General features: G+C 68.9%; 12 protein-coding genes. 8 read left to right on the top strand and 4 right to left on the bottom strand.

What is annotated here, in order from left to right:
• Window positions 1-424: 424 nt before the first annotated feature.
• Window positions 425-1,471 (bottom strand): DUF3027 domain-containing protein, encoded by a 1,047-nt coding sequence (locus H0264_RS04820; protein WP_181582842.1) that lies wholly within the window; start codon window positions 1,469-1,471, stop codon window positions 425-427.
• Window positions 1,472-1,488: 17 nt separating this feature from the next.
• Between H0264_RS04820 and H0264_RS04815 the strand changes: the two genes are divergently transcribed.
• From H0264_RS04815 to H0264_RS04805, 3 genes are all read left to right on the top strand, one after another.
• Window positions 1,489-2,286 carry a glutaminyl-peptide cyclotransferase gene (locus tag H0264_RS04815; RefSeq protein ID WP_181582841.1) on the top strand — a complete coding sequence of 266 codons (798 nt, stop codon included), beginning with the start codon at window positions 1,489-1,491 and terminating at the stop codon, window positions 2,284-2,286.
• A 192-nt stretch (window positions 2,287-2,478) separates the two neighbouring features.
• Window positions 2,479-4,479, top strand: coding sequence for an MFS transporter (locus H0264_RS04810; protein ID WP_231083998.1), 2,001 nt, complete (start codon window positions 2,479-2,481; stop codon window positions 4,477-4,479).
• 20 nt (window positions 4,480-4,499) lie between these two features.
• Window positions 4,500-5,123: a DUF2771 domain-containing protein gene (locus H0264_RS04805; protein WP_181582840.1), complete on the top strand. Its 624-nt coding sequence runs from the start codon at window positions 4,500-4,502 to the stop codon at window positions 5,121-5,123.
• A gap of 116 nt (window positions 5,124-5,239) precedes the next feature.
• Here H0264_RS04805 and H0264_RS04800 read toward each other — a convergent pair whose 3' ends face one another.
• Entirely contained in the window at window positions 5,240-5,677 is a 438-nt protein-coding gene (locus H0264_RS04800) for a cold-shock protein (protein ID WP_181585299.1), read from the bottom strand.
• A 184-nt stretch (window positions 5,678-5,861) separates the two neighbouring features.
• Here H0264_RS04800 and H0264_RS04795 point away from each other — a divergent pair, with 184 nt between their 5' ends.
• The 4 genes from H0264_RS04795 to H0264_RS04780 all read left to right on the top strand — a co-directional run bounded on the left by H0264_RS04795 (window position 5,862) and on the right by H0264_RS04780 (window position 10,259).
• Window positions 5,862-6,095, top strand: a complete 234-nt coding sequence (locus H0264_RS04795; protein ID WP_338040131.1) for a hypothetical protein — start codon at window positions 5,862-5,864, stop codon at window positions 6,093-6,095.
• A 461-nt stretch (window positions 6,096-6,556) separates the two neighbouring features.
• On the top strand, window positions 6,557-7,177 hold the full coding sequence (locus H0264_RS04790; RefSeq protein WP_181582839.1) for a resuscitation-promoting factor Rpf1 domain-containing protein: 621 nt from the start codon (window positions 6,557-6,559) through the stop codon (window positions 7,175-7,177).
• A gap of 167 nt (window positions 7,178-7,344) precedes the next feature.
• Window positions 7,345-7,533, top strand: coding sequence for a hypothetical protein (locus H0264_RS04785; protein WP_181582838.1), 189 nt, complete (start codon window positions 7,345-7,347; stop codon window positions 7,531-7,533).
• A gap of 446 nt (window positions 7,534-7,979) precedes the next feature.
• A complete protein-coding gene (locus H0264_RS04780) occupies window positions 7,980-10,259 on the top strand; it encodes a helicase-associated domain-containing protein (protein WP_244976235.1) in 2,280 nt (759 codons plus the stop codon).
• A 62-nt stretch (window positions 10,260-10,321) separates the two neighbouring features.
• Here H0264_RS04780 and H0264_RS04775 read toward each other — a convergent pair whose 3' ends face one another.
• Both H0264_RS04775 and H0264_RS04770 read right to left on the bottom strand, forming a co-directional pair.
• Entirely contained in the window at window positions 10,322-10,840 is a 519-nt protein-coding gene (locus H0264_RS04775; RefSeq protein WP_181582836.1) for an LppU/SCO3897 family protein, read from the bottom strand.
• Between the two features lie 305 nt (window positions 10,841-11,145).
• On the bottom strand, window positions 11,146-12,711 hold the full coding sequence (locus tag H0264_RS04770; RefSeq protein ID WP_181582835.1) for an endoglycoceramidase I: 1,566 nt from the start codon (window positions 12,709-12,711) through the stop codon (window positions 11,146-11,148).
• A gap of 228 nt (window positions 12,712-12,939) precedes the next feature.
• On the opposite strand from H0264_RS04770, the gene H0264_RS04765 reads away from it, so the two are divergent.
• Window positions 12,940-14,598, top strand: a complete 1,659-nt coding sequence (locus H0264_RS04765) for a DNA repair helicase XPB (RefSeq protein ID WP_181582834.1) — start codon at window positions 12,940-12,942, stop codon at window positions 14,596-14,598.
• The last annotated feature ends 13 nt before the right edge of the window (window positions 14,599-14,611 follow it).

Here is a 14,611-nt window from a genome sequence, read left to right as displayed (position 1 = left end):
CATCATCACCGGCCCCTCCCGCCCGGAATCGCCCCACCGCGACCCTGGAACGATGCGGCGAGGTCCCACCCGTCTGCCCCGGTATCGTGAGCCCGCCGCCCGCACTGGAGGCGCACCGAACCACGCGGCCTCGCGAAGCCGGGGGCTTCATTGATCCCAGTCCGCCGCGCACGTCGCCGCGGGCTCGGGCCGGAACCGGCCCGAGCCCATACCACCGCACCGAGCTCCGCCATTTCGGCCGAAGATCGGCGATCTGTGTGCGCTGAGGCCGGGTACCAAGAGCCTGATCGGACGTTGCGCGCGAAACTCTGCTCGGGATCGGCCTTCATATCGCGGAGCATTTCCAAACGGGCGCCTGGTCCAGCGTGCCGTTTCCGTGAGCCGAGAGTCCCGCGAGCGCGCCGAGCCGGGAACGGCCCGTGACTCAGTTGGCTTCCGGCGCTCCGGATTCGTTCGAGCGCGCCTCGGCCTCGACGTCGACCGCGGAGGCGGTCCACGCGTCGGTATTGCGGGCGTCGGCGTCGTCGAGGTCGAACAAGGTGTGCGCGGCAGCCGCTTCGGCCGCGGGCCCGGACTCTGCCTCGGCCACAATGGAATCCGCCACGGCAACCTCGGCCGCAGCGGTGGCGGCGGGCTCGGGAGCCGCATCGGAGGTCTCGGCGGTGGCCGGTTCGATCTCGCCGGCGGTATCCGATTCGGCGGCAGGCGGTTCCGGTTTGCGGAGGTCTTCGGCGGGGATCAGTTCCACGGCGGCGTCGTCGTAGGCCTCGTAGAGGGGGGAGCCGTTGCCGGTGGGGACCGTGGTGTCGGAGTGGGCGCCGCAGCCGTAGGCGACGTGGACCACGCGGCCGTCGGCGCCCATGGCGTTGGCGCAGACGCCGAAGGCGGCCTGGAGGGAGCCGGCGAGGGGGACGAAGAAGCCGCAGACGCCACAGGTGGAGGGGGCGGAGCGGGCCATGTCGGTGTCGGGGCCGAATTCGGAGAACCAGCGGTCGGCAGCTTCCTCGCGGCCCTCGCGGGAGAGGACCTGGGGGCGGCCGAGACCGAGCTCGGTGGCCGTCTCGTCGACGATGGGGTCGCCGGAGACCAGGTAGCCGGGGACCAGCCGGGGGTCGTCGGCGGGCGGGGCCAGCAGGTCGCCGGGGGCGAGGTCGCCGGGGCGGATGCGCTGATCCCAGGGCAGGAAGTCGGGGGCGACAAGGGCGTCGGGGCCGGGCAGCAGGGCCGACTCGGAGACCGTCGCATGGGTGGCCTCGGGCGGGGCCGCCACGACGACCGCCCACTGCCAGCCGCGATAGCCGGGCAGGGTGGCCTCGAAATGGTGGGTGGCGGCCGTATCACCCTCGGCGGTCACGCCGAGATGCACGCCCACACCCACCGGTTCCAGCTCCAGGAGTGCACGGCGAGCCTGCTCCACAGCCTCCGCCAGGATGGGCCGCACACCGGACTCCGAAACTCCAACCGCGCTCACGCCCTACATTTTGCCGTATGGAGCGCAAACGTCGTGCACCGGTAGCGAACGTACCGATACTGCTGACCACAGCCCTGTGTCTGACCGCCGCCACGGCCGGATGCGGGGAACCCGCCGACGACACGCCGCGCATGCGTGTCGAGGTGGTCGGCGAGCGTCCGCACGACACTTCCGCCTTCACCGAAGGTCTCGAAATACGGGGCAGCGTGCTCTACGAAAGCACCGGACTGTCCGGCCGCTCATGGGTGCGGGCCACCGACACCACCACCGGTGCGACGGTCGCCCGCGCCGACCTCGACGCGCCCCTGTTCGGTGAGGGCATCACCGACACCGGGAACATCCTGTGGCAGCTCACCTACAAGGACGGCATCGCCATCGCCCGCGATCCGGGCACCCTCGCCGAACTGCGCCGCACCACCTACGAGGGTGAGGGCTGGGGCCTGTGCACCCGCGACAACCGGGTCGTCATGAGCAACGGCACCGACACCCTCACCTTCCGCGACCCGGAAACCTTCGCCCCCACCGGCACGGTGACCCTCACCTCGCACAATCGCACCCGCCTCAACGAACTCGATTGCGCCCCCGACGGTTCCGTCTACGCGAACGCCTGGCCCACCGACGACATCCTCCGCATAGACCCCTCGACGGGCGCCGTCCTGGCGATCATCGACGCCTCCGGCCTGCTCCCCACCGACCCCCGACCCTCCGGCGTCGACGTCCTCAACGGCATCGCCTCGATCCCCGGCACCGACCGATTCCTGCTGTCCGGCAAGAACTGGCCCACCACCTACGAAGTCCGATTCGTCCCGAACTAGCGCGGCCCCGTCATCGAGCGGGACCTGATGGCGGGGACTACTCGCACAATGCCGCCACCAGGTCCCGCTGATCCTGTGCGCGACGGCACACGGCGCGGAATTCGGGTGCGGGAAGGGCATTCTCGGCAGTTGTGGCGGGCCACACCGGCGGTAGTCGCACCGCAGTCGTTCGGCACTGCAAGAATTGGGTGCGTGACAGCTCCCCGTGACCCAGGCGCCGACCCCGGTCGGTGGGGCGACGAGGAGTCTCCCCTCATCGAACGCCATCCCGGCTACGACCGATACCCGCCCGCGAACCGGCCCGCCCGCAGGCCCGCCCCGGACGAACCGGATGTGCCGGAGTTCCTTACCCGCCGCACCCCCGCCCGGCCCGCGAGTCCGCAACCGCCTGCCGACAACCAGGCCACGCAGGCGACCGGATCGTGGTGGTCGCGGCGCAAGCACCAGGCCGAGGCCGGGCCGGAGAACCCGGCCACCCGGCCGTTCGCATCGGGGCCGCCGCAGTCCGCCCCACCGACAAGGCGCTTCGCGGCGGAGCCCGCGTCGGCGGACGGTCGCCGCAATCCGAACGCGCCGCAGACTCCCGACCCGCGCACCGCGCGATACCTGGAATCGGGCCCGGATCCCCGGGGTTCGCGAGCGCCGGAAGAACTACGGGGCGCAGCACCGGATGCGACGAAGCCGTGGCCGATCAGCGATGCGGAAGGCACAGCTCCGCAAGGTGATCCACAGGCCAGTGTGGGCACGCCGTCGAATCCCGGGCTGCACAAGCCGCCGCGGAAACTGACCGTGACCCGGGTGGCGGCGCGGCGGAGTATCGAGTTGACCGAGCGGGGGTTCGCGACCTTTCAGCGGGCCGCGAAGGCCGATGGGGCGGAGGAGTCGGGGCTCACCTCGCTCGTGTACGCCACCATGGCGAATTTCGCGACGGACGCGGCTATTGCGGTGGCGCTGGCGAATACGTTGTTCTTCGCCAGCGCCACCGCGGAGTCGAAGACGAAGGTCGCGCTGTATCTGCTGATCACGATCGCGCCGTTCGCGGTGATCGCGCCGTTCGTGGGGCCGATGCTGGATCGGCTGCAGCGGGGTCGCAGGCTGGCGCTGGCGGGCTCGTTCGGGCTACGCGTGTTCATCGCGCTGCTGCTCATCTTCAATATCGACAACTGGGCGCTGTATCCGCTGGCCCTGTGCATGATGATCCTCAGCAAGTCGTTCTCGGTGTTGAAGAGCGCGGTCACGCCCAGGGTGCTGCCGTCGGGAATCGACCTGGTGCGCACCAACTCCCGGCTCACCGTGTTCGGTCTGGTCGGCGGCACGCTGGGTGCGGGCGGCGTGGCGGGGCTCATCGCTTTCATCGCGGGGTCGACGGGTGCGCTGCTGTTCGCCGCGATGCTGGCGGCCGCGGGCGCGTATCTGAGCCTGCGGATTCCGCAGTGGGTGGAGGTCACCGAGGGCGAGGTGCCCGCGACCCTCGGCTATCACGGCTCCGAAGCCCGCACCGAACTGCTGGATTCGAGCGAGCTCACCGACGTGCCCCCCAAGAAGCGCCGTCAGCCACTGGGCCGGTCGGTGGTGACCGGGCTGTGGGGCAACGGCACCATTCGCGTGCTCACCGGCTTCCTCACCTTCTATGTGGCCTTCGTCGCCAAGGCCACCGAGCATCGCCCGGTGCAGCAGGCCGCCATGCTCGGCGTGGTCGGCGCGGCCGCGGCCATCGGCAATTTCGCGGGCAATGCCACCGGCGCCCGCATGAAGCTCGGCCGGCCGACGCTGATCGTGCTGCTGTGCACCATCGCCTGCGTGGCCATCGCCGTGCTCGCCGCGGTCTTCGGCAATCTGATCGGCGCGGCCGTGGCCACCCTGGTCGCGGCGGGCGGCAGCGCGCTGGCCAAGGTGTCGCTGGACGCGTCCATTCAGGACGATCTCCCGCCGGAGTCCATCGCCTCCGGTTTCGGCAGGTCGGAGACGGTTTTGCAGCTGTCGTGGGTGCTCGGCGGGGCCATGGGCGTGCTGCTGCCCACGGTGTGGTGGAAGGGGTTCGCGATCGTCGCGGGGGTCATGGCGCTCGGATTGATCCAGACCGTGGTCAGCTACCGTGGTCATTCGCTGCTGCCCGGTTTGGGCGGCAACCGACCACAGCATGCGAAGCAGGAGATCCCCGGCGCCCACGGGCTCGGGGAAGCCACCCCCTGACGGACAAGGAACCTCTACCGGTGAGCAAACCCAACGCCCGCACCATCGCCGCGCTAGCGGGAGCGGCACTGCTCGTTTTCGTGGCAGCAGTCGCCGCTGTCGTCGCCCTGGCGGTGAAGGACGCGCCGGAGCCGAAGCCGGAGATCACCGCGTACGCGCACGGCGAGTCGGTCACCGTCGAGCCGTACATGTTCTGCAATACGAAGATGCAGGACTGCCGGGTGCTGCCGGCCGACATCAAGGCCGAGGAACTGCCCGACGGCATTGTCTGCAACGCGGGAACCGACTGCCGCACCGGCACATTCGCGGAGCTGGCGGTGCCCGCCGGATACCCGCTGCAGCTGTCGCTGCCCAGGCAGGTCGTGGAGGCGCCGTGGCTGCTGACGGCGGTGTACCAGCTGCCCGACGGGCGGCTGATGAAGCAGCAGTTCATGAAGACCGATTTCGAGACCGAGCATCGTGAGCTGAGCTGGACCGGCTTCAAGACGGTGAAGAAGTCGCCGACCGCGATCACCATCCCGTCGGCGAAGGAACTGCCGCTGGTGGGCATCGAGCTGGATCTGCCGATTCTGGCGCGGGACATGGCAACCGGCGAAGAGGGCTACATTCCGCATGCCGCGTGGTCGGTGCGGGTGGCCTCCTGATCCGCGCCGCTCTCCGACTGCCCCGCACGAATGTCGCGGGGCCACAACATCTCCCATAGCGGAAAGCCCCGGTGAGCCGATGCTCACCGGGGCTTTCCGCTGTCTGCGCCTCGACCCTAGTGGTCGAGTTCGCGCGCGACGCCGCGCACGACCTCGGCGATGCGCTGCGAGGTCTTGCGGTCCGGGTACTTGCCGCGGCGCAGATCCGGCTGAACCTTGGTCTCCAGCAAAGTGATCAGGTCACCGATGAGCCCGTGCAGTTCGTCGGCGGACTTGCGCTGGATGGGCGCGCCGTCATTGCCCTTGCCGCGACCGCCGCGCTCTCCGCGCTCGGGAGTGTTTCGCAGGGAAGGGGTTTCGAGCAGCTTGAGGCTGAGCGCCTGCGGCCCACGGCGTCCCGCCGCCATTCCGAATTCGACGCGCTGTCCGGGCTTGAGCGCCTCGACACCTTCGGGCAGCGCCGACGATCGAACGTAGACGTCCTCACCCTCATCCTGGGAAAGGAAGCCGAAGCCCTTTTCGACGTCGTACCACTTCACCTTGCCGGTCGGCACTGCGCTCACCCGTTCGTCATTCGATGCCCGGGCGGTGCCGGGCACAGTCGTGGCTGTCGGACCGTTCGTCCGCAACCTTTCTGCTTGCGAAAAGAACGCGCCCCACACAGGTATGCAGGACGCGAATGCCATCGAGTCTACCCCGGTGCGAATAGCGCGAGCACATCAGTTTTACGGTCTGAAGGTGTCCGACACTTCCTCTTCGCAGCCGCCCCGCAGGTCCGGGAGCCCGCTGCTGTACGCCTCGCTCGCGTTGTTCGCAGTCGGATTGCTGGCTGTGGTGGCGATTTTCGTGATCGGTCTGTTCACCGACGCGAAGCCCGGGGTGTGGCTGTATCTCGTGGCGATGGCCGGTACGTCGATCGGGTTCCTGGGGTCGATCGGGTTCGCGCTGTGGTCTGGTCGCCGGGCGCGGTGATCCCTCCGGGGCGCTGACCGAGGATCCGGCTCACTGCCGCACCGCTTCGCCGCGCCCGGCGCGACACACTGATTGCCCCGTTCGTTACCCCGTCATGCCTGTGACCTTCGTCACATAACGAGAAGGTCACGGCGCGGTGTCAGGGGCCTATCGGACGGGACTCGCCGTGACCACCTGCGAAGACGCGAAGCGGAACCCCTTGCACCGGTTAGTGACTCGGACAGACACGACGGTTACCAAATGGTGATTTTTCGCGGCGGTCGTCGTAATGTCTCTCACCAGCCGGGTCAGCCCGGCGCCACCGGCCCGCCGCATCGAGCCTCGCCCCGCGGGTACGGACCCCCAACTGGATCCAGGGGCGAGGACGAGGAACAGCGCACCTGGTGCGCCGGGCCGGACGACCTCTCAGTTCGACCCCGGTAGTCGGCCTCGTAGACGCGTACGAGAGGAACGACCCGAACATGAGTGGACGCCATCGCAAGCCGAGTAACACCGGTCGTACCGCCGCCAAGGTCGCCCTGACGGGCGCGATCATCGGTGGAGCCGGAGTGGCCCTGGCCGGAAACGCCAGCGCGGCACCCGACTCCGACTGGGATCGCCTCGCACAGTGCGAAGCCGGTGGCAACTGGCAGATCAACACCGGCAACGGATACCAGGGCGGCCTGCAGTTCTCGCCCAGCACCTGGAAGGCCCACGGCGGCGGCGAATTCGCCCCCACCGCCAATCAGGCCAGCCGGGAACAGCAGATCGTGATCGCCGAGAAGGTGCTCGCCTCGCAGGGCTGGGGCGCCTGGCCCTCCTGCTCGTCGGCCCTCGGCCTCACCAGCGGCCCGACCGAGCGCACCGCGCCGTCCGTCGTGGAAACCCCGAAGTGGAACCCCAACCCGGGCGCGACCCAGGCCGCCGACCAGACCCAGGAAGTCTTCCAGGCCGTCGATCGCGCCGTCGAGGTCGCCCAGCAGGCCGGCGTCAACCTGCCGCAGCCGGTGCTCGACTTCATCAATGCCACCAAGGCCGGTGGCCAGCTCGACCCGAACATCGTGAACTTCTACCAGGCGAACAAGGGCCTGCTGCCCAGCTAGACCCCTGCAGTTCGCATCACGCAAACGCCCCGCATCAATGTCGATGCGGGGCGTTTGTGTATTTGCGGGCGATATCGGGCCACGATGGTCGTGGATCATCCTGCGCCGGGCAAACTTCCGGGTGCCGGGCACGGCGGTTGCGGGGCTCGCATGCCAGAATGAGCGGCGTGGTGAACAAATCGAAGAAACCCTACGTCGACAATGGCTGGCCCGCGGTGGCCGACGGTGAGCACGCCGTCACCGAGCTTTCCTCGACGCGCTCCGGCAACCTGTCCCCGTACGGGGAGGACACCGAGTTCCCGCTGCCGGTGGAGCAGCTGCCGTACGTGCACCCGCACACCGTCATCAACCGATAGCAGGCTTCGGCCTTCCTATGCGGTCGAAGGTGCGGCTCTCTTTCCGACGGCCGCCGCGCAATCGCCCGGCTCCACTTGGCGAGCCCGGCTCGAGCGGCGGCCGTTGAGCTGTGCCGTTTCACCCCTCCCCGACACCCTCGCGCGGCTCGAGGCATAGCCTGGCGTGATGGGGTTCGAGCAGATGCGATGCGCGCCGGTCGGCCGGCCGGCATTGCCGCACTCCGGAGGGTTCACATCCGCGCATTCGCGCCATGATTTCGGGGTCCGGGCCGCGTGGTACCACGTGAGCGCGGCCGCGAGCACCGGTGCGGCCGATAGGGTCCGGGGACGCCGGATCGTGAAACCCCAGGGGCAAGGTGCCTGACGTGACCGAAACCGTCACCTCCGCAGGACCGGACGAGTCCGAGTCCGGTGCTGCCGCAGCACGCCCCAAGAACCGCAGGACCGTGGTCGAACCGACACTGGCCGAGTGGTTGTCGGCGCGCGACGACGACGAGCTGGTGACGCTGCTGCAGTTGCGGCCGGATCTGGCTGTGCCGCTGCCGAGTTCCATGACCGTGCTGGCGGGGCGGGTGGAGCAGCGCGCTTCGGTACTACGGGCCACCGACGAGTTGGACACGCTCGATTTCGCTGTCATCGAAACGCTGGTGGTGCAGGGCGGGGATCCGCGCACGCCCGAGCCGCTGGCCTTGACGAAGCTGCGGAAGCTGCTGGGGGATCGAGTTTCGAAGGCCGCCGTCGACGCCTCGGTGGGGCGGCTGCGGGCGCGGGCCCTCGTGTGGGGGCCGGACAAGGCGCTGCGGGTGACGCCGGCCGCGCAGGAGGCGCTGCCATGGCCGCTGGGCAGCACCACCGAACTGCCGGACTCGCTCACCGAACCGGAGATCGAGGCCGCGCTGGCGCAGTGCACGCCGCAGGAGCGCGGGCTGCTGGAGAAGCTGGCGACGACCGGGCCGCGCGGGCGGACGCGGGATGCGGCACCGGGGACGCCGGAGGAGCGTCCGGTGCAGCGCCTGCTGTCGCGGCGACTGTTGAACTGGATCGACGAGGAGACCGTGGAGTTGCCGGTCTCGGTGGGGCAGGTGCTGCGGCGCGAACCGGTCACCGATCCGCACGCGCTGACGCCGCCGCACACCGACATCACCAAGCACTCCCCCGCCGACGTGAACGCGGCCGCCGCAGGCGAGGTGGGAGAACTGTTGCGGCACAGCGCTTCCGTGCTGGAGTCGCTCGGGCAGGGGCCCGCACCGGCCCTGCGCTCCGGCGGGCTGGGGGTGCGGGAGCTGCGCCGTGTCGCCAAACAGACCGGCATCGACGAGAACCGGCTCGGACTGCTGGCCGAAATCCTTTCCGCCGCAAGGCTGATCGACAAGGGTGGACCCGAACCCGCGCCGGATGTGGACAGCGCCGACGACTACTGGGCCCCCACCACGACGGCCGATGCCTGGCTGGCGGTGGTGCCGCCGCGCCGCTGGGTGGTGCTGGCGTGGGCCTGGCTGGAGCTGGAACGCTTCCCGTGGATGATCGGTATGCGCGACGCCAATGACAAGCCGCTGGCGGCGCTGTCGGGTGAGCTACGCAATGTGCACGCCGTGCGCGACCGGCGGGCGATCCTGCGACTGCTGGCCGAATACCCTTCCGGCACCGAGGTTTCCGCCGCCGATCTGGCGCGGGTGCTGGCGTGGCGGCAGCCGCGCTGGCGACGGCACTACCGGCTGGAGGCGGTGGAACGCACACTGGCCGAGGCCGAGACGCTCGGACTGGTGGCGCGGGGCGCGGTCACCTCGGCGGGCCGGGCGCTGCTGCACGGCAGCCAGGAGGACGCCGAATCGGAGATGGCCAACGCGCTGCCGGAACCGGTGGATCACGTACTGGTGCAGGCGGATCTGACGGTGATCGCGCCCGGACCGCTCACACCGGAGTTGCAGGATCGCGTCGCACTGGTCGCGGATGTCGAATCGGCCGGTGCGGCAACGGTTTACCGGATATCCGAACAGTCGGTGCGGCGGGCTCTGGATGCCGGTGCGACCGCCGCCGAACTGCACAACCTGTTCACCACGCACTCGCGCACGCCGGTTCCGCAGTCGCTGACCTATCTCATCGACGATGTGGCCCGCCGGCACGGGCGGCTGCGCGCGGGCATGGCCCAATCCTTCGTGCGCAGTGAGGATCCCGCGCTGCTCGCCGAAGTGCTGGCCGCGCCCGTGGCGAGTCAGCTGGCCCTGCGGGTGGTCGCGCCCACGGTCGCGATCTCCCAGGCTCCCCTGGGCGAAGTCCTGGAGCAGCTGCGCGCGGCCGGCTTCAGCCCGGCCGGTGAGGACTCCTCCGGTGCGATCGTCGACCTGCGCCCGCGTGGTGCGCGAATCCCGGGCCGTTCCAATCAGAGACCGGCATGGCGGCCCAATCCGCCTACGCCGGAACAGCTTCAGTCGCTGGTGGCCGAACTGCGCGCCGGGGAGCGCGCCGCGAATGCCCGGGGCGGCCAGACAATTCGCGCCGACGGCACCCGCACCAATACCGCGGCCACCCTGAATCTGCTGCAGCTGGCCACCCGCACCCGCCGCCAGGTGCGCATCGGCTATGTGGACGCCCAGGGCGTGGCCAGCCAGCGTGTGGTCGAACCGGTCAAGGTCGGCGGCGGCCAGCTCGACGCCCTGGACCCGGTGACGAATTCGATCCGCCATTTCACGCTGCACCGCATCGCGTCGGTGTCCCTCGTCGAATAGCTCGGGCGGCGTGGGAAATTCCCACGCCGCCCGATGGTGCTACCGCCTCCAGGGAGTGGAGATCACGCCGTGGGCTTGCCCAGGCAGAAGGTGGTGGCCGGGTCCGGGATCATGCGGAACCCGAGGGCGCTGGTGGCGTCGCACAGGAATTCGTCGGCCTGACCGTCGATGCGCTTGGTCACCTTGAAGGAGGCGTCCGGCGCGGTGCAGGCGACGTACTTGTACCCGGTGCTCTGGTTCTCGTTGTAGCAGGCGCCTTCCTTGAAGTTGGGCGCGAGGCACAGGAACGCCGTGGTGCCGCCGTTCAGCGTCTCCTCATAGGAGGTGTACTCGTCCTTGCAGGTGGTCGACTTGTCGAAGACCTGCATGACCTTGTACACGGCCTTCTCCGAGGAGCAGTCGACCGGTTCGGTCTTGGCCGAGGCGCCCTCGAGGACATTGATGCAGTCGCCGACGGCCGCCTTGGCGGTATCGGACTTGCTGGCGTCCTTGATCATGGAACACCCGGTCACGGCCAGCGCGGCCACCGCCACGAGGGCGAGCACGAGGCGAGTGATCAGCCTCGTTCCTGCGAACTTCACTAGCGAAAACCTTTCTCACCGAACAATTCACGGCTGCCGTGAACGCGGTGAGAATACCTTCCGACCAGCACCGACCGCATCAGCGCCGAAAACGTTGCTCAGAGGTGGTTGTAGGTGTACATGCTGTTGAACCCGGCGAGGGACAGCCGGCCCAGGTTGGAGAGCAGGAGGTTGAGCAGAATCAGGCTGGTGTTCACGGATATTCCCTCTCGAATCTATCTGGGCAACCGACCAACTGTGGCGGCCCACACTTTGTCGCACCGTACCGACTGATCGTTACACGTGCGAATCAACTGCTTGTCGGATCAGCCCGCCGATCCGTTACCGGACGAACCGGAGTCCGAAGACAGCCCCGACGATCCCGCTCCCGCGGACCCCGATCCACCGGAACCCGTTCCCGCAGAACCGGTTCCGATGGAGCCACCGGGCAGCGTCGCGCCCTTCGACCCGGGCCGCTGGAGGTAGACGGTCACCGGCTGCGACCCCCGCGCCTCGACCGTCACCAGCGACGCGCCGGGCGGCGAGGTCACGACCCCGCCCTCGGCCCGCACCTCGTACCCGTCCGGATAGTGCAGATCCGACACATAGATCTCGGTGGGCCGCGCCGCGGCCGACGGCGTGAAGCGGTAGGCGAAATCCCCGGTGCCCGAATCGAAGATCATGCGACCGGGCGTGCCCGCGGTGGCCCGCGGGTAGGTGCGCACGAGTTCGCGGCCGGCGTCGCCCAGGAACGGATCCGGCCGCGGACCGCCCGCGCCGAAGCGCGACGAGTAGTGCCAGTACTGCCAGCCGATGAACCGCTCGTCAGCCCGGCTCAGCGTCTGACCCAGGACACTGGCATCCCCGTCACCGAATTCGGTGACCAGCGCGGGTATCCCGGTCCGCGCGGTGAAGGAGTCGATATTGCCCCAGGTCTTGCCCTGCTGCGGCGAGCACAGGCCGCGCAGGAACGCGGGCAGGCCCAGATAGATGGCCAGCTGACTCGGAATGCAGTAGTCGTGCGGTGCGAAGGCGATGCCGGGCGCGGTGATCGGCGGGTTCTTGCCCAGATTCGAGGGCATGGTCTCGTTCCAGGTCACATTCGGCTCCCAGAACACCGTGATGCCGGCATTGCGCGCCCGCACCGCATCGGTCAATTTCTGCATGGCCGCTTGATATTTCGCGTCGAAGCCCGGACAGCCGTCGGGGAAACAGGACAGGAACGCCGTGCCCGGCCACGGCTCGTTCATGAGCTCGATGCCGAGCACTCCGGCGCGCCCGTCCATCTTGGCCGCCAGCGCGCCGAGCGCCTGCCCGAGATGGTCGAGCACGCCATTGTGGTTGTCCCACACCTCGTCCCAGGCGAGATTCATGCTGGGCATCAGGTAATAGAGCGGGAATCCCGGATTGGGTTCGAGCGCACCGGGCCGCGAGGTCAGCGCCCAGGCCGGAAATCCATTGCCCTGCCACGGTTTCGACAACCCATCCTGATGATTGTCGAGCAGCGTGTGAATCCCGTGGCGCGCCAGGATGTCCACCACGGCGGCGACCCGATCCAGGTACGCGGTGTCGACCACACCCCGCGTGGGCATGAGCCCGTCGAAGCTCACCCCGAGCCGGACCGTATTGAAGCCGTGCCGAGCCAGCAGCGCCGCATCGTCCTCGGTGAGCGTGAACCCGTCTCCGGGCTCGATGTAGGGCGCTTCCTTGTCGACATTGTTGACCCCGTGCAGCAGCACGACCCGCCCGAACTCGTCCACGAACCGGGAGCCCGCGACCCGAATGTCGCCGGCCACCGGATCCCCGGGTGCGGCCTCGGCCATCGCCCCCGGGGCCGCCACCAGGACACACCCCGACGCCGCAAGCCCGGCCAGCCATCGTTTCCCGCGCATCGGCCACCTCTGCAGTTATGGTCAACCGTCCAGTTGCCGAGTGATCGTAGCCACGGAAACTCGGGTCTTGACCGTTTTCGCCGAATTCGGCGCCCGTCCGGCGGGACAGCCTTCGATACCACCGGTGTGGGCGGCCCGCGCCGTGGCGGAGCCCACCACCACCTGTCGGTCCCATCAGGAAGAATGGACGACGGCCCGCAGCCGGGCCCGGACAAGCCTGGAGGTGTGATGACCGACGGTCCGCTGATCGTTCAGAGTGACAAGACGCTGCTGCTGGAGGTCGACCACGAGTCGGCGGACGCGGCGCGGCAGGCCATCGCGCCGTTCGCGGAGCTGGAGCGGGCGCCGGAGCATGTGCACACGTATCGGATCACGCCGCTCGCGCTGTGGAACGCGCGGGCGGCGGGGCACGATGCCGAACAGGTCGTGGACGCGCTGGTCAAGTACTCGCGGTACGCGGTGCCGCAGCCGCTGCTGGTGGACATCGTGGACACCATGGCGCGGTACGGGCGGCTGCAGCTGGTGAAGCATCCGGCGCAGGGGCTGACCCTGGTCAGCCTGGATCGCGCGGTGCTGGAAGAAGTGTTGCGGCACAAGAAGATCGCGCCGATGCTGGGCGCGCGCATCGACGACGACACGGTCATCGTGCATCCGTCCGAGCGCGGGCGGATCAAGCAGATGCTGTTGAAGATCGGCTGGCCGGCCGAGGACCTCGCGGGATATGTGGACGGCGAGGCGCATCCCATCGATCTGGATTACACCGGCGGGCAGTGGCATCTGCGCGACTACCAGGAGATGGCGGCCGATTCGTTCTGGGCCGGCGGCTCGGGCGTGGTGGTGCTGCCCTGCGGCGCGGGCAAGACCATGGTGGGCGCGGCGGCCATGGCCAAGGCCAAGGCGACCACGCTGATCCTGGTCACCAATACCGTGGCGGGGCGGCAGTGGCGGCGCGAGCTGCTGGCGCGCACCTCGCTCACCGAGGACGAGATCGGCGAATACTCGGGTGAGCGCAAGGAGATCCGGCCGGTCACCATCGCCACCTATCAGGTGATCACGCGCAAGACCAAGGGCGAGTACCGGCATCTCGAGCTGTTCGACAGCCGCGACTGGGGTCTGGTCATCTACGACGAGGTGCACCTGCTGCCCGCGCCGGTCTTCCGCATGACGGCCGATCTCCAGTCCCGCCGCCGCCTGGGATTGACGGCCACGCTGGTGCGCGAGGACGGCCGCGAGGGCGATGTCTTCTCCCTCATCGGCCCCAAGCGCTACGACGCGCCGTGGAAGGACATCGAGGCGCAGGGCTGGATCGCCCCGGCCGACTGCGTCGAGGTGCGAGTGACGCTCACCGATGCCGAGCGCATGGCCTACGCCACCGCCGAACCCGAGGAGCGCTACAAGCTGTGCTCCACCGCGCGCACGAAACTGCCTGTGGTGGAATCGATTCTGGCCCAGCACAAGGACGCGCCGAGCCTGGTGATCGGCGCGTACCTGGATCAACTGGAGGAGCTGGGCGAGCATTTGAACGCCCCGGTCATCCAGGGCTCCACCCGCACCAAGGAGCGCGAGGAGCTGTTCGACGCGTTCCGGCGCGGGGAAATTCCGGTGCTGGTCGTCTCCAAAGTCGCTAACTTCAGTATCGACCTACCGGAAGCGTCTGTTGCCGTGCAGGTTTCGGGCACCTTCGGGTCGCGGCAGGAGGAGGCGCAGCGCCTGGGCCGGCTGCTGCGGCCGAAACAGGATGGCGGCCAGGCTCACTTCTATTCGGTCGTCGCACGTGACACGCTGGACGCCGAATATGCCGCGCATCGGCAGCGTTTCCTTGCCGAACAGGGGTATGCGTATCGCATCACCGATGCGGACGACCTCCTGGGGCCGACGATAGGATAGAAGTGGAGGATTT

The sequence above is a fragment of the Nocardia huaxiensis genome, assembly GCF_013744875.1.
Taxonomy (GTDB): Bacteria; Actinomycetota; Actinomycetes; order Mycobacteriales; family Mycobacteriaceae; genus Nocardia; species Nocardia huaxiensis.
The sequence above is the reverse complement of the archived record's forward strand: the minus strand, read 5'-3'. Positions and strand labels throughout refer to the sequence as shown.